Origin of the sequence: Cellulosimicrobium funkei, from assembly GCF_900155925.1 — a bacterium.
Lineage (GTDB): Bacteria > Actinomycetota > Actinomycetes > Actinomycetales > Cellulomonadaceae > Cellulosimicrobium > Cellulosimicrobium funkei.
In genome coordinates, this window is sequence record NZ_FTMI01000002.1 from 422,140 (window position 1) to 441,973 (window position 19,834).

General features: G+C 74.9%; 16 protein-coding genes. 9 read left to right on the forward strand and 7 right to left on the reverse strand.

The genetic code is table 11. The features are described from left to right. The first annotated feature begins 30 nt into the window (after positions 1 to 30). Positions 31 to 3,639, forward strand: a complete 3,609-nt coding sequence (locus tag BXA05_RS06155) for a DUF5979 domain-containing protein (RefSeq protein WP_076404326.1) — start codon at positions 31 to 33, stop codon at positions 3,637 to 3,639. Positions 3,640 to 3,733: 94 nt separating this feature from the next. Here the strand turns inward: BXA05_RS06155 and BXA05_RS06160 are convergent, their stop codons facing one another. After that, entirely contained in the window at positions 3,734 to 4,162 is a 429-nt protein-coding gene (locus BXA05_RS06160) for an SRPBCC family protein (protein WP_228485119.1), read from the reverse strand. An 83-nt stretch (positions 4,163 to 4,245) separates the two neighbouring features. Between BXA05_RS06160 and BXA05_RS06165 the strand changes: the two genes are divergently transcribed. Next, a complete protein-coding gene (locus BXA05_RS06165; RefSeq protein WP_143311066.1) occupies positions 4,246 to 5,196 on the forward strand; it encodes an alpha/beta hydrolase family protein in 951 nt (316 codons plus the stop codon). A 58-nt stretch (positions 5,197 to 5,254) separates the two neighbouring features. Here BXA05_RS06165 and BXA05_RS06170 read toward each other — a convergent pair whose 3' ends face one another. Both BXA05_RS06170 and BXA05_RS06175 read right to left on the reverse strand, forming a co-directional pair. Further along, positions 5,255 to 5,755, reverse strand: coding sequence for a nucleoside deaminase (locus BXA05_RS06170; RefSeq protein WP_076404328.1), 501 nt, complete (start codon positions 5,753 to 5,755; stop codon positions 5,255 to 5,257). A gap of 18 nt (positions 5,756 to 5,773) precedes the next feature. After that, positions 5,774 to 6,910: a threonine aldolase family protein gene (locus BXA05_RS06175; RefSeq protein WP_076404329.1), complete on the reverse strand. Its 1,137-nt coding sequence runs from the start codon at positions 6,908 to 6,910 to the stop codon at positions 5,774 to 5,776. Between the two features lie 128 nt (positions 6,911 to 7,038). On the opposite strand from BXA05_RS06175, the gene BXA05_RS06180 reads away from it, so the two are divergent. After that, a complete protein-coding gene (locus tag BXA05_RS06180) occupies positions 7,039 to 7,266 on the forward strand; it encodes a hypothetical protein (RefSeq protein WP_051028580.1) in 228 nt (75 codons plus the stop codon). Between the two features lie 88 nt (positions 7,267 to 7,354). Here BXA05_RS06180 and BXA05_RS06185 read toward each other — a convergent pair whose 3' ends face one another. Together BXA05_RS06185 and BXA05_RS06190 are read right to left on the reverse strand one after the other, a co-directional pair. Continuing rightward, positions 7,355 to 9,058: an alpha-amylase family protein gene (locus tag BXA05_RS06185; RefSeq protein WP_076404617.1), complete on the reverse strand. Its 1,704-nt coding sequence runs from the start codon at positions 9,056 to 9,058 to the stop codon at positions 7,355 to 7,357. After that, entirely contained in the window at positions 9,055 to 10,047 is a 993-nt protein-coding gene (locus BXA05_RS06190; protein ID WP_076404330.1) for a TIGR03885 family FMN-dependent LLM class oxidoreductase, read from the reverse strand. Before BXA05_RS06190 ends, BXA05_RS06185 begins: the two co-directional genes overlap by 4 nt. A gap of 119 nt (positions 10,048 to 10,166) precedes the next feature. Here BXA05_RS06190 and BXA05_RS06195 point away from each other — a divergent pair, with 119 nt between their 5' ends. Beyond that, complete coding sequence (locus tag BXA05_RS06195; protein ID WP_076404618.1) at positions 10,167 to 10,634, forward strand: VanZ family protein; 468 nt, start codon at positions 10,167 to 10,169, stop codon at positions 10,632 to 10,634. A 108-nt stretch (positions 10,635 to 10,742) separates the two neighbouring features. Here BXA05_RS06195 and BXA05_RS06200 read toward each other — a convergent pair whose 3' ends face one another. Both BXA05_RS06200 and BXA05_RS06205 read right to left on the reverse strand, forming a co-directional pair. Next, a complete protein-coding gene (locus BXA05_RS06200) occupies positions 10,743 to 12,392 on the reverse strand; it encodes a fucose isomerase (RefSeq protein ID WP_076404331.1) in 1,650 nt (549 codons plus the stop codon). Next, positions 12,389 to 13,951 carry an FGGY-family carbohydrate kinase gene (locus BXA05_RS06205; protein WP_076404619.1) on the reverse strand — a complete coding sequence of 521 codons (1,563 nt, stop codon included), beginning with the start codon at positions 13,949 to 13,951 and terminating at the stop codon, positions 12,389 to 12,391. The genes BXA05_RS06200 and BXA05_RS06205 overlap by 4 nt, the downstream gene beginning before the upstream one ends. A 459-nt stretch (positions 13,952 to 14,410) precedes the next feature. Here BXA05_RS06205 and BXA05_RS06210 point away from each other — a divergent pair, with 459 nt between their 5' ends. Genes BXA05_RS06210 through BXA05_RS06230 form a run of 5 tightly spaced genes read left to right on the forward strand, consistent with a single transcriptional unit; the run spans position 14,411 to position 19,779 of the window. Further along, positions 14,411 to 15,748, forward strand: a complete 1,338-nt coding sequence (locus BXA05_RS06210) for an ABC transporter substrate-binding protein (RefSeq protein WP_031316944.1) — start codon at positions 14,411 to 14,413, stop codon at positions 15,746 to 15,748. Between the two features lie 2 nt (positions 15,749 to 15,750). Next, a complete protein-coding gene (locus BXA05_RS06215) occupies positions 15,751 to 16,719 on the forward strand; it encodes a carbohydrate ABC transporter permease (RefSeq protein ID WP_083711552.1) in 969 nt (322 codons plus the stop codon). Beyond that, a complete protein-coding gene (locus tag BXA05_RS06220) occupies positions 16,716 to 17,642 on the forward strand; it encodes a carbohydrate ABC transporter permease (RefSeq protein ID WP_076404332.1) in 927 nt (308 codons plus the stop codon). Before BXA05_RS06215 ends, BXA05_RS06220 begins: the two co-directional genes overlap by 4 nt. Then, a complete protein-coding gene (locus BXA05_RS06225; RefSeq protein ID WP_076404333.1) occupies positions 17,639 to 19,138 on the forward strand; it encodes an FGGY-family carbohydrate kinase in 1,500 nt (499 codons plus the stop codon). Before BXA05_RS06220 ends, BXA05_RS06225 begins: the two co-directional genes overlap by 4 nt. Continuing rightward, entirely contained in the window at positions 19,135 to 19,779 is a 645-nt protein-coding gene (locus BXA05_RS06230) for a class II aldolase/adducin family protein (protein WP_021483183.1), read from the forward strand. The genes BXA05_RS06225 and BXA05_RS06230 overlap by 4 nt, the downstream gene beginning before the upstream one ends. The last annotated feature ends 55 nt before the right edge of the window (positions 19,780 to 19,834 follow it).

The window sequence follows — 19,834 nt, forward strand, 5'->3', positions numbered from 1 at the left end:
AGCGCCCTCCCCCCGAACCTGGAGCCCGGCATGACCCCTCGTCCACCCTCCCTCCGCGTCGCCCCCGGACGCCTGCGCAGAGCGGTCGCGGCGCTCGTCGCCGCCGTGCTCGCCCTGGCCGGTGCCGTCGTCCTCGTCTCGGGGCCGCAGGCGCGCCCGGCGTCCGCCGCGGTCGGTTTCTGCCCCGCGCCGGGGGACATGCCGAGCGTCGGCCAGTCGCCCCCGCTGTTCACGGACACGAACGTCACGGTGTGGACCGGGGGCGACTACCACGCCACGGCGAGCGCCGCGGAGTCGGAGGGACTGCTCGTCGTCGCGGGGGGGACGACGATCGACGGGCCCGGGAACTTCAGCATCGGCGCGGTCGGCGCGGGCTCGCAGATCACGCCGCCCGACGGCGCGGTGATGCTCGCCGTCGGGGGCGGTCTGGAGATCGGGACGGGGACGAGCGTCACCGTCGGCTCGACGCTGCCGACCGGCGGCGCGGTGAACGTCGGTGCCGCGGTCACGGGCGGCGGGTCGCTCTCGACCGCCGGGACGACGCCGGGCGCGGACGCCCCGGTCACGCAGGGCATGGGGGCGGCGGCCCTCGGCGAGTGGGCCGGGTACGGCGCCGTCGTCGCCGACGCGTCGGCGACGATCGCCGGGTGGCCCGCGACCGCGGCGGGCGTCGTGTCGGGGACCCGGGTGACCTTCACCGGCTCCGGCACCGCCGACCCGCAGGTGTTCACCGTCGACTCCGCGCAGCTCGCGGGCGTCCGCGAGGTCGTGTTCGCGAACGTGCCGGACGACGTCGCGATCGCGATCAACGTGACCGGTGACGCGCCGGTGAGCATGAGCCCCAACTACTGGGAGGGCAACGGCTCGCCGTTCATCAACGACTTCAACTCCAACCCGGGCTTCGGCTTCGGCAGCTGGGCCGCGCGCATCCTGTGGAACTTCGCGTCCACGCCGGACCTCGCGCTGGGCCGGGCCGACCAGTTCCTCGGCACGATCGTCGCGCCGGTCGCGGACGCGACGATCACGACGAGCACGAACGGCCGCGTCCTCGTCGGAGGGAACCTCACGTTCGGCGACCCGAGCGTCACCGGCGGGCTCGAGATGCACAGCTACCCCTGGATCGGGCCCGGTCCGTTCGACTGCACCGGGGGCGCGAGCTTCGCCGTGCAGAAGACCGTGACGGGCGAGGCGGCGGCGTACGTGCCCGCGGGCACGACGTTCCAGGTCGAGTACACCTACGAGCAGCCCGACGGCGTCACCGGCGGCGACACGCTCACGGTCCCGATCAGCGGGGCCCTGGTGAACGGGCCGACCCTGCCGGAGGGCACGGTCGTCACGGTCCGCGAGACGAACCTGCCGTCGGTGGCGGGCGTCGAGTGGGGCACGCCGGTGGTCCGCGTGGACGACGAGCCGCTCGGTGACCCGGCGCAGTTCACCGTCGCCGCGGGCCGCACGGTCACGGTCACCGTGGTGAACACCGCGAACGCCGGCGGCGGGACCACCGCCGTGGGCGGCTTCACGGTCGCGAAGGTCCTCGCCGGGGACGCCCTCGGCCTCGTCCCGGCAGACACCGCGTTCCTCGTCGACTGGGCGGCCACGCTGCCGCAGGGCACGACGTACGACGGCGCGCTCACCGGCACCCTGACCGTGCGCGCGGACGGCGCCGTGGTGGCCGGGCCCGCCGACCTCCCGGTCGGCACGACGGTGACGTTCACCGAGCGGCTGCCGCTCCCGGTGGTCGACGGCGTCGTGTGGGGCGACCCGGCCGTGAGCCCGGCCGGGCCGGTGACGGTCGTCGAGGGCGCGACGGGTGTCGCGGTGACGGTCACCAACGTCGCGGACCCCGTCGTCGGCGGGTTCGCGGTCCGCAAGGCCGTCGAGGGCTCCGCCGCGGGCGACGTCCCGGCGAGCACCGCGTTCCTCGTCGACTGGCGCGCGACGGTCCCCGCGGGCGTCGCCTACGACGGCCCGACCTCCGGCACGCTCACCGTGCGCGCCGACGGCACGCTCGCGAGCGGCCCCGCGGACCTGCCGGTCGGCACGGTCGTGACGCTCGCCGAGCAGCAGCCGCTGCCCGCGGTCGACGGCGTCGTGTGGGGCGTCCCGTCGTTCGACCCGGGGCCGTCGGTGACGGTGACCGAGGGTGCGGCCGTCGAGGTCGCGCTGACGAACACCGCCGAGGCGGTGCAGGAGGTCGGTGGGTTCGCCGTCCAGAAGACCGTCGCGGGCGGCGCGGCCGGCGCCGTCCCCGGCGGCACGGAGTTCCTCGTCGACTGGACGGCGGAGCTCCCCGCGGGGGCCGAGCACGCGGGGGAGACGCAGGGCACGCTCACCGTCCGCGCCGACGGCACGGTCGACGCGGGGCCGCAGGACCTCCCGGCGGGCACCGTCGTGCGCTTCGTCGAGCGGCAGCCGCTGCCGACGGTCCCCGGGGTCGCGTGGGGCGAGCCGGTGTTCTCGCCCGCGACGGTGACCATCGGCGACGGCGACGCCGTCGCGGGCGTCGCGCTGACCAACCAGGCCGACGCGCTCGTCGGGGGCTTCTCCGTCGCGAAGACCGTCACGGGCGACCTCGCCGGGAGCGTGCCCCCGGGCACGGAGTTCTCGGTCGCGTGGTCCGGGGCGCTGCCCGCCGGGTTCACCCACGACGGCCCGCTCGCCGGGACGCTCACGGTGCGCGCCGACGGCACGGCCGTCGACGGCCCGCAGGACCTCCCGGTCGGGACGGTCGTGACGTTCACGGAGACCGACCTGCCCGAGGTGGGCGACGTCGTCTGGGGCGCGCCGGTGTTCTCGCCCGCGTCCGTCACGGTCGGTGACGGCGAGGACACGCTCGTCACGCTGACCAACACGACCCAGGACGTGGCCGCGGTCGGCGGGTTCTCCGTCGCGAAGGAGGTCGTGGGCGACCGCGCGGACCTCGTCCCCGCGGGGACGACGTTCACGGTCACGTACGCGTACGAGCTCGAGGGCACGCCCGTGGGCGGTTCCGTCGAGGTCCCGGCCGACGGCACGGTCGTCGCCGGGCCGCAGAACCTCCCGGCCGGGACGGTCGTGACGTTCGGCGAGACGGACCTGCCCGCGGTCGACGGCGTCGTGTGGGGCACGCCCGTGTTCAGCCCGCCGACGCTCGTCGTCGGCGACGGGACGGACGCGCTGGTCACGGTGACGAACACGGCCGACCAGGCCGTGGGCGGGTTCTCCGTCGTGAAGGAGGTCGTGGGGGCCGCGGCGGGCTCCGTGCCGGCGAGCACCGAGTTCACCGTCCGCTACGCGTTCGACCGCGACGGCGAGCCCGTCACCGGCACGCTCACGGTGCGGGCCGACGGGCAGGTCGTCGACGGGCCGCAGGACCTTCCCGTGGGGACCGTCGTGCGCCTCACCGAGACCGACCTGCCGACGGTCCGCGGCGTCGACTGGGGCACGCCGGTGCTCACCGTCGGTGACGAGCGGGTGACCGGGGTGACGGTCGGCGCGGGCGCGCCGGTCGTCGTGACGGTGACGAACACCGCGTCGTCGGCCGGCGGCCTCGCGATCACGGGTGCGGACGCCGTCGTCGTGACGACGCTCGCGCTGCTGCTCGTCGGGACGGGCGCCGCGCTCCTCGTGGTCCGCGCGCGCCGCCGCCGCACCGCCTGACGCGCGGGGCGTCGTCGGGCCGGTGCCTGACGGCCGACGGGCCGGTCACCTCCTCGCGGGGTGACCGGCCCGTCGTCGTGCGGGGCGGGACGCGTCAGTCGTGGCCCGCGAGCGTCGCGAGCGCCTTCGTCCACAGGGCGTGCGCGCGCTCGGCGCGCTCCGCCGTCTCGATGTTGCGCTCGACGACGCGCACGAGCGTCCCGGAGTCGTCGGGCTCGAGCGTGATCGCGATGTCGTGGTAGCTCTCCGGCACGTCGGGCAGGCCCATGGTGGGCGAGAAGTGCGTGAAGTGCAGCAGGCGCGGGCGCTCGACGGCCACGACGGTGCCCCAGTCGGCGAACTCGCGGCCCATGTAGTGGCCCTCGAACGTCACGGGGCTCCCGGGGCGGAAGTCGGTCTCGATGTTCATGCCCAGCATCCAGCGGGCGCTCGGGTGCATGAGCTCGGCCCAGACGACCTGCGGGGGGCGGGCGACATGGGTCTCGACGGTCGTGCTGTGCTCGGTCAGGGTGCGGTCGTTCACGGGGGACTCCGGGGGGTGGGGGCTGGCTCCTGGGCCCGACGGTAGACCCTCCCGGCGGCACCGGCAGCCGGTAGGTTCGGCGCGTGACCCGACTCGTGCTCGTCCACGGCCGCGACAACCAGGGGCTCGACGCCGAGCAGCTCGACCGCACGTGGACCGAGGTCCTGGACGCGGGTCTCGCTGCGGCCGGCTCCGGCGTCGTCGTGCGCGACGCGGACACGGCGTTCGTCTACTACGGCGACACGCTCGCCGCGCTCGTCGGGGGCGCCACGACGCCGCCGCCGGTCACCGTGCACGCGGTCGGCGCGGCGCGCGACGGGGACGCCGCGTGGTCCACGGCCGAGGCGGCGGAGGAGGCCGCCTTCGTGGCGGCCGTCGCCGAGGAGGTGCTGCGCGCCGCGGGCGCGACGGTGCCGGTGCGCCCGGAGGGTTCCGGGCCCGGTGGCGTGGAGGGAGACGTCGGCGCGTGGCTCAACCTGCTGCTGTCCGCGCTCGACCGGTCCGTGCCGGGCCTGAGCGGCGCCGTCGTCGCGCTGCTCGCGCGCGACGTCTGGGCGTACCTGCACGACGACGCCGTCCGCACGACGATCGACGACGCGCTCGCCGCCGCGATCCCCACGGACGGGTCTGTCGTCGTCGTCGCGCACTCGCTCGGGTCGGTCGTCGCCTACGCCGTGCTGCGCGAGCACCCCGACGCCGCGCGCTGGGACGTGCCCCTCCTGCTCACGCTCGGGTCCCCGCTCGCCGTCCGCGCGATCCGGGACGTCCTGGCCGCGCGCGCCCCGCTACGCGTGCCGGCCCCCGTGCGGCGGTGGGTCGCGGCGCGCGACCCCCGGGACGCGCTCGCGCTGCACGGCCTCGGGCCGGCGGCGTTCCCGCTCGACCCGGCGTCGCCGGGGATCGAGGAGCTCGTCGTCGCGAACGCCGCGCCGGGCCACCACGCGGCGGCCGTCGTGCTCGACGGCGCCCGGCCCGCCGGCTACCTCGCCGTCCCGGAGGTCGCGCGCACCGTCGCGGACGCGCTCGACGCCTGAGAACGTCGTCCCGCGGGCGCGCGGTCCGGGTGCACGACGACGGGCGAGCGGGCCCCGGTCAGGAGACGCCGTGCAGACGCGCGTGCAGCGCGCGGACCTCCACCTCGAGCTCGTACGCGGGGCCACGCACGGCGACGCCGGGCGCGACGTCGCCGATCGCGAGCGGGCGCACCGGTCCCGGCGCGACGCCCCACTCCTCCAGCCACCCGACGAGCTGCGTCGTGCTCGCGGCGTAGACGACCGGGCCGAGGCCGACCCACGCGTGCGCCGCGCTGCACATCGCGCAGTGCTCGCCGGACGTGTAGACGGTCGCGTCGCGCCGCTCCTCGGGCGTCAGGTGCGCGGCGGCCCAGCGGGCGATCTCGAGCTCGGGGTGCCGGGTCGCGTCGCCGTCCTTGACGCGGTTGCGGTCCTCGAGCCGGACGACCCCGTCGCGGTCGACGAGGAGGGAGCCGAACGGTTCGTCGCCGTCGTCGAGCGCCTCGCGCGCCAGCTCGACGCAGCGGCGCAGGTGCACGAGGTCGTCGGCGGTCGGCAGGGGCAGGCTCTGGTCGCTCATGGCGTCATCCTCGCCCGCTCACGACGCGACCGCGAGGGCGGCCCGCACGTCCGCGACGAACCCGTCCACGTCCCCCGGGGTCGTGTCCCACGCGCACATCCACCGCACCTCGACGCGGTCGGGCGTCTCGCCCGGCCCCCAGTCGTAGAACCGGTGCCGTTCGCGCAGGCGCGCGACCGCCGTGCGCGGGAGCGTCGCGAAGACCGCGTTGACGAGCGTGGGCTGGGTGAAGGCGAGACCAGCCGCCGGGCCCGGGGCGGCGTCGTCGGGCCCGACGGCGGCCGGCACGACGACGTCCGCGAGCCCCGCGCGCAGCCGCGCGGCCATCGCGTTCGCGTGGCGGGCGTTGCGGAGCCAGAGCTCGTCGGCGTCGGCGCCCTCGTCCACCTCGGCGACGACGTCGCCGACCGGCTCGAAGAGCGCGAGGAGCTGCGCGGACACGTAGCGCATCTTGGACGCGAGCTGCATCGTCGACTTGCGCACGAACTCGACGCCGTCGACCGCGGACGGGTCGAGCACGACGACCGCCTCGCCGAGCGCGAGCCCGTTCTTGGTGCCGCCGAACGACAGCACGTCCACGCCCGCGTCGGTCGTCAGGTCGCGCAGCGGGACGCCGAGCGCCGCGGCGGCGTTCGCGAGGCGCGACCCGTCGAGGTGCACCCGCATGCCGCGGGCGTGCGCGGCGTCGGCCACCGCCCGGATCTCGTCGGCCGTGTAGAGGGTGCCGAGCTCGGTGGACTGCGTGAGCGACACGACGAGCGGCTGCGCGCGGTGCGGGTCGCCGAGGTCGCCCGCGAAGCGCTCGACGGCGTCGGGCGTGAGCTTCCCGTCGGGCGCCGGGACCGTGAGCACCTTGACGCCGCCCACCCGCTCGGGGGCGCCGTTCTCGTCCGTGTTGAGGTGCGCGTGCTCGGACGCCACGACGGCGCCCCAGCGGGGGAGCGTCGCCATGAGTGCGACGACGTTCGCGCCCGTGCCGGTGAGCACCGGGTACGCGGTGGCGTCGGGCCCGAACCGCGCGCGCACGGCGTCCTGGAGGCGCGCGGTCCACGGGTCCTCGCCGTACGAGATCTCGTGCCCGGCGCTCGCGGCGGCGAGCGCGGCGAGGACGTCGGGGTGGGCGGGGGAGTAGTTGTCCGAGGCGAACGAGGTCACGTGCCCAGCGTAGGTCGGCGGGGCGGCCCGGCCGCGCGCGAGCGGGCCGGGGCGCGCCTAGCGTCGAGGAGGGACGCGGTGCGCGTCCCGTGGACCGCGCGCAGCGCGTGAAGCACGGAGGTGCAGCCATGACCACGAACCCCGACCAGCCCGGTACGGGCCCGGGCTCCCCGGCGGAGCCGACGGTGGAGCCGCCGAAGTCCCCGGGGCCGCCCCCGGACCCGTCCACGCCGCCGCACGACCCGAGCCACGCCGACCCGGTCCCCGGCGGGCCGGCCGACCCGTCGCCCGACGTCCCCGACCGGCCGTCGTCGCCGGGCCGGCCCGTCGGCCCCGACGAGCCGACGCACGGCTGACGCCCCGGGCTCACGCCCCGGGCTCACGCCCTAGTTGACCGGTCGGGACCCGGCCGACCGACCCCGCGCACGCCCCGGCCGCGCCGGCTCAGAGGAGCCGGCGCGACCCGGCCGGTGTGACGCGCAGCCAGCGGAACCCGTAGCCGTCGAGCCGCACCTCGGCGGTCCCGTCGGGCGCGGGCTCGACGTCGTCCGCGTCGAGGACGTCGACGAGCCGCGCGTCCTCCGGCAGGTCGCCCAGGGGCACCCGCACGACGACCGGGTCCGGCGACAGGTTGTGCAGCGTCACCATCGAGGCGTCCTGCCAGGTGGTGCGCAGCGCCAGCACGGACGGCTCGGGCGAGTCGAGCACCTGCGCGTCGCCCCAGCCCAGCTCGGGGCACTCGCGGTAGCGGTGCGCGAGCATCCGCACGAACGTGAGCAGCGACTCCGGGTCGCGGCGCTGGTCGGCGACGTTGACGTGCTCGGGCGCGTACCCGTCGCCCGGCAGCGGCGCCGCGAGCCGGCGCGCGGGGGCGCGGGAGAACCCGCCGTTCGGCCCCGACGTCCACTGCATGGGCGTCCGCACGGCGAGGCGCCCCGGCACGTCCAGGTTCTCGCCCATGCCGATCTCCTCGCCGTAGAACAGCACGGGCGTGCCCGGCAGCGAGAAGAGCAGCGAGTACACCATCCGCAGCCGGCGCGGGTCGCCGCCCAGCATCGGGGGCAGCCGCCGTCGCAGCCCTCGCCCGTAGAGCTGCATGTCCTCCTCGGGCCCGAACGCGGCGAAGACCTCGGCGCGCTCGTCGTCCGTGAGCTTGTCGAGCGTGAGCTCGTCGTGGTTGCGCACGAACGTCGCCCACTGGGTGTCGCGGGGGATGGGCGGACGCGCGGCGAGCGACCCGGCGAGCGGGGTCGCGTCGTGCCTCGCGAGCGCCAGGTACAGCGCCTGCATCGCGTTGAAGTCGAACTGGAGCGTCAGCTCGTTGCTCGTCACCCCGCCCGGGTCGCCGTCGGTGGGGTCGCCGTCCCCGAAGTAGCGCGCCTGCTCCTCGTACGGCAGGTTGACCTCGCCCATGAGGATCGCGTCGCCCGACCGCCGCCCGACGAACGCGCGCAGCACGCGCAGCAGGTCGTGGGGGTCGTCGATCTCGTCGCCCGGGTTCGCGGCCGCGTCGGTCAGCGCGTAGGGGACGGCGTCGACCCGGAAGCCGGAGATGCCGAGCTCCAGCCAGAAGCCGATCGTCTTCGCGATCGCGTCCCGCACCTGCGGGTTCGCGGTGTTGAGGTCGGGCTGGTGCCGGTAGAACCGGTGCCGGTACCACTCGCCCGACGCCTCGTCGAGGGTCCAGATGCCCTCCTCCTGGTCGGGGAACACGACCTGGTCCTTGGTCGACGGCGGCTCGTCGGACCGCCACACGTAGTAGTCCCGGAACGGGGACGACGTCGACCGCCGCGCCGAGCGGAACCACGGGTGGCGGTCGGACGTGTGGTTGACGACGAGGTCGACGATCACGCGGATGCCCCGGTCGCGCGCGGTCCGCACGAGCTCGACGACGTCGCCCAGGTCGCCCAGGCGCGGGTCGACGCCGAGGAAGTCGGTGATGTCGTAGCCGTCGTCGCGGTCGGCCGTCGGGTAGAACGGCATGAGCCACAGGCACGTCACCCCGAGGTCGGCCAGGTGGTCGATCCGCTGGACCAGGCCGGGGAAGTCGCCGATCCCGTCGTCGTCCCAGTCCATGAAGGTCTCGACGTCGAGGCAGTAGACGACCGCGTTCTTCCACCACAGGTCCCCGGTGTCACGGATCCTCACGCCGCACCCCCGTCGGTGGAGGCGGCGCACGCCTCGCGCAGCCGGGGCAGGAGGGCCTCGCCCGCCGCGTCGAGGAACGCGTCCTGCTGCTGCCCCACGTGGTGCAGGTACACCTCGTCGAACCCGCACGCGACCAGCTCGGCGACGCGGTCCGCCAGGCGCCGGGGGTCGTGCTCGACGAGCACCGTGCCGCGCACCTCCTCCGGGCGCACGAGCTCCGCCACCGCGTCGTACTGCTCCGGGGTCTCGAGGTGCCAGTTGACGCTCGGCGGCAGGAGGTTCGAGCGCCACTGGTCGTGCGCGACGGCGAACGCGGCCTCGTCGTCCGTGCCCCACGCGACGTGGACCTGGAGCGCGAGCGGCCCGCGGCCCCCCGCGTCGCGGTACTCGCCGACGACCTGGCGCAGCGACTCGACGGGCTGGTTCACGGTGACGAGGCCGTCGGCCCAGTCGGCGTGGCGGCGCGCCGTGGCGGGGGTGACGGCCGGCCCGACGAGCCGCGGCGCGACGTCGGGCAGCGACCACACGCGCGCCCGGTCCACCGTGACGTGCCCGTGGTGCGTGACCTCCTCGCCCGCGAGGAGGGCCCGGATGACGTCGACGCACTCGCGCAGGCGGGCGTCGCGCTCGGCCTTCGTGGGCCAGCGGTCGCCCGTGACGTGCTCGTTCATCGCCTCGCCCGAGCCGAGCGCGGCCCAGAAGCGGCCCGGGAACATCGCGCCGAGCGTCCCGATCGCCTGCGCGACGATCGCCGGGTGGTAGCGCTGGCCGGGGGCGGTGACGACGCCGAACGGCAGCGCGGTCGTCGCGAGCGCGGCGCCGAGCCACGACCACGCGAACCCGGACTCGCCCTGGCGCTCGCTCCAGGGGGCCAGGTGGTCGGAGCACATGGCGGCGTCGAAGCCGACCTGCTCGGCGCGGCGGGCCGCAGCGAGGAGGGGGCCGGGCGGGATCTGCTCGTGGGAGGCGTGGAAGCCGACGGTGACCATGGCGCCCAGTGAACCGACCCTCGCCGTCCCACGCGCGGCGAGGAGGGGGAACGGTGGAGGCTCCGTGGCCGCGCCGCGGGGCCCGGCGCGCCCGGGACGCGCGCCCGTACGCTGACGGGATGCGCCTGCTGACCTGGACGTTCGCCGTCTATCTCGCCGCCGTCCTGGTCGTGACGCTCTGGCCGTCGCCGCAGTCCACCGACGCGCCCGGCTGGGCGACGTCCACGCTCGGCTTCCTCCAGGGCCTCGGGATCCCGATCACGCTGCCGGTGCTCGAGGCTCTCGCCAACGTCGTGATGTTCGGGCCGTTCGGCGTGCTCGGCGTGCCCCTCCTGCGGGGCGCGGCGGCCCGTCGGGGCCGTGCCGTCCCGGGGGCGTGGCGCGCCGTCGGGCTCGTGACGCTCGCGGGCTGCGCCCTCTCGGTCGCGATCGAGCTCACCCAGAACCTCCTGCCCGGCCGCGTCCCGACGGTCCAGGACGTCGTCCTCAACACGGCCGGCGCGCTCCTGGGCGCCGTGCTCGTGGCCCTCGTCGTGGGCGGGCTCGCGCGCCGGCGGCCCGCCCGTGCCCCGAGGCCGGCCCGCTGACGGCACGGGACCGGGCAAGAGACCAGGCAAGAGACCGGACGGGCCGCCCCGCCGCGGCCGGGGGACGAGCGCGGCGGAGCGACCCGCCCGGGGTCGCGGGAGCGGGGGTCAGCGCGTGAGCGCCGTGTCCCCGCACAGGTGGACGGGCATGCCGAGCGCGGCGAAGAACGCCGCCTTCGCCTCGAGCGCGCGGTCGGCCGTCGCGGCGTCGGGCGCGTACGCGACGTTGAGGTGGTTCGCCTTGTGGCGGGCCATGAACTGGTCGCGGCTCACGCCGTGCAGCACGGCGTGCATGATCGGCCACTCGGGGTTCGTCGCCTCCTTGCGGCGTCGGGTCTCCTCCGCGGGCAGGGAGACGGCCGAGGCCCTGCCGAGGTCGACCTGCAGCACGCCGTCGGCGATGTAGACGCGCGACCAGACGATCTCGCCCGCCTTGGACACGCCGTTGATCGTCGACCCGCCGGCCGGGAAGAACACCGGGTCCTGGCGCCAGCCCTCGGCACCCGCGTACCCGCCCTCCAGGTGCGAGGCGGGCACGGAGCCCGAGATCTCGAAGACCCACACGAAGCGGCCGTCGTGCTCCTCGCCCCAGCGCACGTCGTGCAGGGTCGTCGCCGGGTCGAGGCCCATCGCGGTCCACACCCGGTTCGTCACGAGCGCGTCGACGGCGACGCCCTCGTCCGCCTCGTTGAAGTGCGGGAACGCCTGGCCGTCCCACAGCACCCGACGGCCGTCGCGCGAGCGGACCGGCGGCCGCTGGACGTTGTTGAGCAGGCCCTCCGCGAGGTCCGACGCCGGGCAGATGTCCTTGAGCCCCTGCTGGTACTGGATGCCGACGGCGTCGAGCCCGAAGTCGTCGGCGATCCGCAGCGCGGCGATGTACATCTTGTGCTGCCAGCGCAGCTGGGCGGGGGTGAGCTCCGTCGCCTCGTCGGTGCCGAGCCGGAACGTCATGCCCGCGTCCTCGAGCCAGCGCTGGACCGCGTCCGCCTCGTCGTCGCCGACCCGCTGCATCTCGGCCCAGAGCGCCGACTGCGACAGCCGCTCCTTGTAGATGCCCAGGCCGTTGAGCAGCTCGTCGTCGAAGATCGCGTTGTACATGCCCATGCAGCCCTCGTCGAAGACGCCGATGATCGCCTTCTCGCGCAGGAGCTGGGCGGCGAGCGCCTCGCCGAGCTGCTTCTCGGCGCTGTCCGGGAGCTCCGGGAGCGCGTGGACGTGCGAGTCGTCGTGCTCGATCGTGCCGGTCGTGACCCACGACCGGATCGCGTCCTGGAACCAGGCGTCGCTCCCGTCGACCGTCCACACGGTCGAGTAGGGGCGGCCCATCTTCGTCAGGCCCGCGTTGAGGCCGAGCAGCCCGACGAGCCCCGGCCAGTCGCCCGCGAAGTTGGCGGCGGTGAGCACCGGGCCGCGGTGCGTGCGCAGCCCGGCCAGCACGTGGTGGCTGTACTGCCACACCGCCTCCGCGACGACGAGCGGCGCGTCGGGCGGGATCGTCGCGAACACCTCGAGCCCCATGCGCTGGGAGCTGATGAACCCGTGCCCGGTCTCGGGGTCCACGTCGTTGGCCCGCACGACCTTCCAGCCGTTCGCGGCGAACGCGTCGGTGAGGACGCGCTCGAGCTCCACCTGCGTGGGCCAGCCCGCGACGTTCGCGGACTCGCGCAGGTCGCCCGACGCGACGAGGTAGACCGTGCGCTCGGGGGCCTGGGGCTCCGGCGCGAGCGTGGGGACGGCGTAGGTGCTGCTGGTCATGCGGGTGCTCCTTCGAGGGCGGTGCGGTCGGGGGCGGGGGGCGCGGCCCGGCGGGCGAGCGCGTGCACGACGTCGCGCGTCGCCGGGTAGAGGTCGCGGTACAGGCCGTAGAGCTCGTCGTAGACGCCGCGCACCGCGGGGTCCGGTCGCACGAACCGCGCGGGCGGGTTCCACGCCGCGACGTCCAGGAGGTGCCCCTGCTCGTGCACGAGCCCGGCGGCGAGCATCGCGGCGCCGTAGCTCGCGCCGATGGTGCTCGTGGGGACGACCTGGGGCAGCCCGGTCACGTCGGAGACGACCTGCGTCCAGAGGTCGCCCTGGGTGCCGCCGCCCACGGCGACCACGCGGGAGACGTCGGCGCCCGCCGCGCGCAGGGTCTCGACGTTGTGCCGCACGCCGAACGCGGTCGCCTCGAGCGCCGCGCGGTAGAGGTCGCCGCGCGTGTGCGAGAGCGTGAGGCCGGCGACGACGCCGCGTGCGTCGGGGTCCTGGACGGGGGTGCGCTCGCCCGCGAGGTAGGGGAGCAGGAGGAGCCCGCGGGCGCCGGGCCCGCTGGCCGCGGCCTCGGCGAGCAGCTCGGGGTAGTCCGCGCCGGTCAGGTCCTTCAGCCACGACGTGACGGCGCCCGACGTCGCCATGCCGCCGGCGAGGCTGTGGGTCCCGGGGTAGGCGCCGACGGTGCCCCACATCGTCTCGCTGCGCAGCGGCTCGGCGACCGTGGCGACGAGGAACATCGTCGTGCCGTACATGAGCATGAGGTCGCCGACGTGCGTCGCGTCGACGCTCACGGCCTCCGACCAGGCGTCGATGGTGCCGGTGACGACGGGCGTGCCGGCGGCCACCCCGGCGAGGCGCTCGCGGGTGACCCCCGCCGCCTCGCCGGGCCACCGCAGAGCGGGCAGCTCGAGGCCGGGCGCGACGAGCGCGGCCCACTCGCCGATCCAGTCGTGGTCCCGCGGGTCGTACAGGGGCGTCGACTGCGACGCCGAGTGGTGGTCGAGCACGTACGCGCCGGTGAGGCGGAAGGCGAGGTACGACGCCGGCATGAACAGGCGGCGGGCGCGCGCCCAGGCCCCGGGCTCGTGCCTCCGCACCCAGGCGATCTTGGGCCCGGCGGCCTGCGACGACAGCGCCGAGCCGCACCGGTCGAGGACCGTCGCGCGCCCGAGGGCCTCGTCGAGCTCGGCGATCTGCTCCGTCGCCCGGGTGTCGACGCCGTAGAGGATCGCCGGGCGGACCGGGGTCCCCTGCTCGTCGGCCAGCAGCACGCACGGGCCCATGCCGGAGAGCCCGACGGCGGCGACCTCGAGGTCGGCCGGGACGTCGGGGCCGCGGACGGCACCGGGGGCGAGGTCGGCCGTGAGCTCGGTGACGACGTCGACGAGCTCGTCCCACCAGACCTGGGCGTCCATCTCGACGTGGCCGGGCTGCGGCCGGTCGACGACGTGCGCGCGCGTGGTCGAGCGCAGGATCGCGCCGTCCGGACCGACGAGCACGCCCTTGGTGCTCGACGTCCCGACGTCGACGCCGACGAGGCCGGGGGTCGTGGGGGAGGGCATGCCGACCAGCATGGCAGAAATCGATTACAGACACAACGGGTCCCGCGACCTGCGATGTTGCCCTTGGCCGTCTCAACAGGTGAGACGAATCTGGGCGTCACGGAACTGTGACCTCGGGCCTGGCCGAGCGGCGCGGAGCGGCTCGGCGGCGCGCCCGCGTCCCGGACAACCGACCCGGGGCCCGTTGTCAGCGCGGGGCCACCGGTCCGCGGCGCGGCCCCCAGCCGCGGGACCGCGGGGCCGGGCCCGGTACCCGTGTCGGACAACGGACATCCCGCTGTCGGCTCGACGCCGTGGCGCGCTGTCGGCGTCCGCCGGACCGGGTCGCGGCGACCGGACAGGACACGGACGACACGGCGCGCCGCGGGCCACCGCACCCCGGCGCGACCCGTTGACGGCCCCCGCGGGGAGACGTTCGATGAGGCCCTCGCATCCAACGACGGAGAGAGGACGGACGCGATGAAGCTTCCCCGAACTGCGCGGCGCGGCATCCAGGCCGGCGTCGCGCTCACGATCGTCACGTCGCTCGCGGCGTGCGCCGGCAGCGCCGACCCCGAGCAGTCGGGCCAGGGGGGCGAGGGCGGGACGACGGTGACGTTCCGCTCCTGGAGCCCGATCGAGCAGACCACGCGCCAGATGATCGACGCGTTCACCACCGCGAACCCCGACGTCACGATCGACTCGACGATCTTCAACTACCCCGAGTACGTCGTGGACCTGCAGACCCGCGCGAGCTCGGGCACCATGCCCGACATCGTCGGCCTGCAGCCCGGCGCGCTGACCCAGCAGTACCGGGAGAACCTCATGCCGCTCGAGGAGTGCGCGGCCGACACGTGGGGTGACGACTGGGAGTCGAAGTTCTTCCCGATCGGCCTCGAGCAGGCGCGGATGGGCAACCCCGAGGGGGACGACAGCTACTACGCGCTGCCGCTCCTCGTGCAGACCGTGAACCTCTGGGCCAACTCCGACCTCCTCGACGAGGCGGGCGTCGAGCCCCCGGCCACGTGGGCCGAGCTCGAGAGCGCCGTCGACGCGCTCGGCGGCGGCTCGGCCGCGCCGTTCCTGCTGCCCGCCAAGGACTCGTGGCTGCGCAACGTCGTCTTCCTCCAGATCGCCAACAACGTCGAGCCGGGCCTCGTCCAGCAGGCGGAGTCGGGCGAGGCGTCGTGGACCGACCCCGGGATCGTCGAGGCGTTCACGTACTGGCAGAAGCTCTTCACCGACGGGATCGCCCAGCAGGGCGCCCTCGCGCTGGACGCCTACCCGAACGGCGTCAACCAGTTCGAGGCGGGCAACGCCGCGATGATCCCGCTCGGGGCCTGGTGGATCCAGCAGTCCGACCCCTCGCGCGCCGACATCCCGCCGCTCTCGCAGGGCATGGAGGGCTACGAGCCGTTCCTGTTCCCGACGATCCCGGGAGGCGCGCCCGAGCCGCAGCTCGTCGGCGGCATCGACGTCGCGCTCGGCATCTCGAAGGACGCGAAGAACCCCGAGCTGGCGTGCCAGGTCCTCACCGACTGGATCGCCGGGGACGGCGCCCAGGTGCTCATCAACACGTTCAACGACCTGCCCGCCGTGCAGGGCCTCGACCCCGAGGAGTTCACGAGCGACAAGCAGCGCGAGATGTGGACGACGTTCACCGAGGACTGGATGCCCGAGGTGCAGTACTCGCGCTACTTCGAGTCGCCGGACATCGACACGGCCGTCGCGGACGCGCTGTCCGCGGTCGCCGCCGGGCAGTCGACCCCCGAGGAGGCCGCGGCGAAGGTCCAGGCGGTCCAGGACGGGCTGGGCTGACGATGGCAGCCCTCGTCTCCGGGCGACCCGCGGCGGCGACGCCGCGGGTCGCCGGGCCGCGCGCGACGACGTCGACGGGACGCGGCACGCGTCGCCGCCAGCAGCTCGTCGCGCTCGGCTTCATCGCGCCCGCGCTCCTGCTCTTCGCGGTGTTCGTCGTGTACCCGATCGTGTTCAACGTCCAGGCGAGCACGCTCGACTGGGACGGCGTCAACGCCGGGACGCCGGTCGGCGTCCAGAACTACGCGGACCTCGCCCAGGACCCGGTCTTCCACATCACGCTGCGCAACTCGCTGCTGTGGATCCTCCTGACGATCGTCCCGCAGGCGGTCATCGGCTTCACGCTCGCCTGGCTGCTCAACACCCGGCTGCGGGGACGCACGGTGTACCGCGCGATCTTCTTCCTGCCGGCCGTCCTGTCGCCCGTCGTCGTGGGCATCGTCTGGCAGCGCCTGCTCGACCCGTTCAACGGCGTGCTCGCGCAGCTCGGGCGGGCGACCGGTCTCGAGGTCCTCACGCGCCCCTACCTGTCCGACCCGTCGACGGCGATCGTCACGGTGATCGTCGTCAACGTGTGGATGTGGTCGGGCTTCTCGATGCTGTTCTACCTCGCCGGCCTCCAGCTCCTCGACCACTCCGTCCTCGAGGCGGCGCGCATCGACGGGGCGAGCGGGTGGGCGCTCGTGCGGCGCATCGTCCTGCCGCTCCTCAAGCCGACCCACCTCTCGCTCGTCCTGCTCGGGATCATCGGCTCGCTCAAGACCTTCGAGCTCGTGTGGGTCCTCACCGAGGGCGGGCCCAACCACGCGTCGGAGCTCATGCCCACGTACATGTTCAAGGAAGCCTTCCAGCTCCAGTCGTTCGGCTACGGCGCGACGATCTCCGTCGTCCTGCTCGTCCTCGCGATCGGCTCGTCCGTCGCGATGCTGCGCACGTTCGGGGCCGGGTTCATCACGGGGGAGAAGTCATGACGGCGCTCAGCTCCGGCACCGACCGCGCGCGGCGCGCGGCCGACGGCACCACCACACCGCCCGCCGCCCCCGTCCCCCGGCGACGCGGCCACGGCCGCAGCAAGGACGTCGAGGCCCCGCCGCGGTGGTCGCACTGGGTGCTCGGACCGCTCGCGGCGCTGTGGATGGTGCCCGTGGTGATGGTGGTCGGCATCTCGCTGCTGCCCACGTCGAACCCCTCGACGACGGCGCTCGGCCTGCTCCCCGAGGAGCCGACGCTGCGCAACTACGTGACGATCTTCGAGACCAACCCGATCCTGCAGCACCTGCTCAACAGCCTGCTCGTGTCGGTCCCGTCGATCCTCCTCGTCGTCCTCCTCGGCTCCATGACGGCGTTCGCCCTCGCCCGCCTGCGCGTGCCGTTCCGGGGCGTCGTGTTCGTCGGGCTGCTGCTCGCGCTCGTGCTGCCCATGGCGAGCATCGTCGTGGCGGTCTTCAAGATCCTCCAGGCGATCGGCCTCTACGACTCGCTGCTGGGGCTCGTCCTCGCCTACACGGCGCTCGGCCTGCCGTTCGCCGTGATCATGATCCGCACCACGTACCTCGCGATCCCCGACGAGACGTACGAGGCCGCGCTCGTCGACGGGGCGTCCGCGTGGACGATCTTCTGGCGCATCTACTTCCCGCTCGGCAAGGCGGCCGCGGCGGTCGTCGTGATCTGGCAGCTCATGATGACGTGGAACGACTTCCTCCTGCCGCTCGTCGCGATCAGCGACAACGACCTCAAGCCCCTGACGCTCGTCCCCCTCGCGTACCGCGGGATCTACCTGAGCCAGCCCGGCGCGCTGTTCGCGGTGCTCGTGCTCATCTCCGTGCCCATCGTCGTCGTCTACCTGTTCATCCAGCGGTACCTGGTGAACGGTCTCGCGGGGTCGGTCAAGTGAGCTACCTCGGCATCGACCTCGGGACCACGGGGACGCGCGTCGGCGTGTACGACGAGGGGGGCAACGAGCTCGTCGCGCGCTCGCGCCGCACGACGGTCGTGCGCCCCGCGCCGGGGCGCGCGCACGTCGACGCGGAGGCCGTGCTCGACGGCGTCGAGGCGCTCGTGCGCGACGTCGTCGCCGAGCCCGCGGTGGCGGCGGACCCGGTGGAGGCCCTGTCCTTCTCGACGCTCGGCGAGGCCGTCGTGCCCGTCGACCGCGCGGGCCGCGCGCTCGGCCCCGCCCCGCTGAGCATGGACGGCCGGGGCGCGGGCTCGGCGGACCGGCTCCGCGAGCTGCTCGGCGGCGACGCCGTCCAGGAGATCACGGGGCAGCCGCTGCACCCGATGTTCTCCGTGCACAAGGTGCGCGGGCTCCTGCCCGACGGCGCGCTGCCCGCCGCGGTGCGCACCCTGGACGACTTCGTCGCGACGCGGCTCGGCGCGGCGCCGGCCGTGGACCTGACGATGGCGTCCCGCACGGGAGCGTTCGACGTCCGGACCCGCGCGTGGTCCGACGCGGTGCTCGACGCGCTCGACGTGCCCGGCGCGCTCCTGTCCCCGGTGGTCGCCGCGGGCGACGTGATCGGCGTGGTCTCCGCGGACGCCGCCGCCCGGACGGGGCTGCGCGCCGGGACGCCCGTCGTCGCGGGCGTGCACGACCAGGCCGCGGCCTTCCTCGGCGGGGGCGGACGCCCCGGCCTGCGCGCCGTGTTCTCGTTCGGGTCGAGCGACTGCCTCACCGTGGGCACGCGCGCCCGGCCGGAGCGGCTCGGCGGGACCGGGCTCGCGACCTACCCCGTGGGGGCGGACCTGTGGGTCACCCTCGCGGGCACGGCGGCGGGCGGCTTCGCGCTCGACTGGTTCTCGTCGATCGTCCACCACGACCGGATCGACCCGTGGGCGTCGCTCTACGAGGTCGGCGCCGTCGACCCGCCCCCGCTCCTGGTCGCGCCCTACCTCGCCGGGTCGGGCACGCTCGACAACGACCCCGCCGCGCGGGGCGCGCTCCTCGGCCTGACGCTCGAGACGACGACGGCGCAGATCGCGCGCGCGTTCGTCGAGGCCTCGGGGTTCGAGCTCGCGAAGATCCGGGCGGCGCTCGCGGAGCGCGGGGTGGAGCCGGTGGACGTGCACGCCGTCGGCGGCGGCTCGGCCAACCTCGGCGCCCTCCAGGCCCGGTCCGACGCGGCCGGGGTCCCGCTGCGCGCCGTCGTGCGCGAGGCGGCGGGGCGCGGCGCCGCGCTCCTCGCCGCGCTCGGTGCCGGCACCTTCGCGAGCGTCCTCGACCTGCCCGCGCCCGCCGTCGTGCACGAGGCGAGCCCCGACCCGCGGCACGCCGCGTGGTACGCGCGGCAGCGCGCGACGTTCGACTCGCTGCACCAGCTCCTCACCCCCGTCAGCACGTCCCTCGCCGTCGAGACCGTCGACGGCACCGCACTCAAGGAGATCGCATGACCACGCTGGACACGTTCGACCTGCAGGCCGCGCGCGAGGACGTCCTCGCGTACTGCCTGGAGTCCGTGAAGCTCGGGCTCAACTTCAACACGCAGGGCAACATCAGCCTCCGCATCCCGGGCACGTCGACGTTCCTCATCACCCCGACCGACCTCGAGTACGACCGCATGACGCCGGACGACCTCGTGGTCGTGGACGAGGACGCGAACGTCGTCGAGGGGCGGCTCCAGCCGTCGTCGGAGGTGACGGTGCACCTCGCCGTCTACGCCGCGCGCCCCGACGTCCAGGCGATCGTCCACACCGAGCCCACGTACGCGAACGTGTTCGGCGTGCTGGGCGAGCCGATCCGCGGCGCGCTCGTCAACATGGTGATCTACACCAAGGGCGACGTGCCGGTCATGCCGTTCGCGCTGAGCAACTCGACCGAGTTCGGCCGGGACATGGCGCGGTACCTCGAGGACCGCAACGCCGTCGTCTGGGCCAACCACGGCCTGCTCACGGTCGGGCCGAACCTGCGCGACGCGTTCAAGACGAGCGTCGCGGTCGAGAGTGCGGCGAAGGTGCTCTCCGCGGCGCGCGCCGTGACGGACGACCCGATCGTCCTCGACTACGCGTCGCTGGGCATCACGCACACGCTGTGACCGGGCCCGGCGCGCAGCGACCCGGTCCGGTCGGGCGCACCGCCCGGCCGGACCA

Excerpts from the sequence above, each read along its gene's own strand:
- BXA05_RS06155 (WP_076404326.1), top strand. The coding sequence starts at position 31 with ATGACCCCTCGTCCACCCTCCCTCCGCGTCGCCCCCGGACGCCTGCGC.
- BXA05_RS06170 (WP_076404328.1), bottom strand. The coding sequence starts at position 5,755 with ATGAGCGACCAGAGCCTGCCCCTGCCGACCGCCGACGACCTCGTGCAC.
- BXA05_RS06180 (WP_051028580.1), top strand. The coding sequence starts at position 7,039 with ATGACCACGAACCCCGACCAGCCCGGTACGGGCCCGGGCTCCCCGGCG.
- BXA05_RS06190 (WP_076404330.1), bottom strand. The coding sequence starts at position 10,047 with ATGGTCACCGTCGGCTTCCACGCCTCCCACGAGCAGATCCCGCCCGGC.
- BXA05_RS06195 (WP_076404618.1), top strand. The coding sequence starts at position 10,167 with ATGCGCCTGCTGACCTGGACGTTCGCCGTCTATCTCGCCGCCGTCCTG.
- BXA05_RS06200 (WP_076404331.1), bottom strand. The coding sequence starts at position 12,392 with ATGACCAGCAGCACCTACGCCGTCCCCACGCTCGCGCCGGAGCCCCAG.
- BXA05_RS06205 (WP_076404619.1), bottom strand. The coding sequence starts at position 13,951 with ATGCCCTCCCCCACGACCCCCGGCCTCGTCGGCGTCGACGTCGGGACG.
- BXA05_RS06210 (WP_031316944.1), top strand. The coding sequence starts at position 14,411 with ATGAAGCTTCCCCGAACTGCGCGGCGCGGCATCCAGGCCGGCGTCGCG.
- BXA05_RS06215 (WP_083711552.1), top strand. The coding sequence starts at position 15,751 with ATGGCAGCCCTCGTCTCCGGGCGACCCGCGGCGGCGACGCCGCGGGTC.
- BXA05_RS06220 (WP_076404332.1), top strand. The coding sequence starts at position 16,716 with ATGACGGCGCTCAGCTCCGGCACCGACCGCGCGCGGCGCGCGGCCGAC.
- BXA05_RS06230 (WP_021483183.1), top strand. The coding sequence starts at position 19,135 with ATGACCACGCTGGACACGTTCGACCTGCAGGCCGCGCGCGAGGACGTC.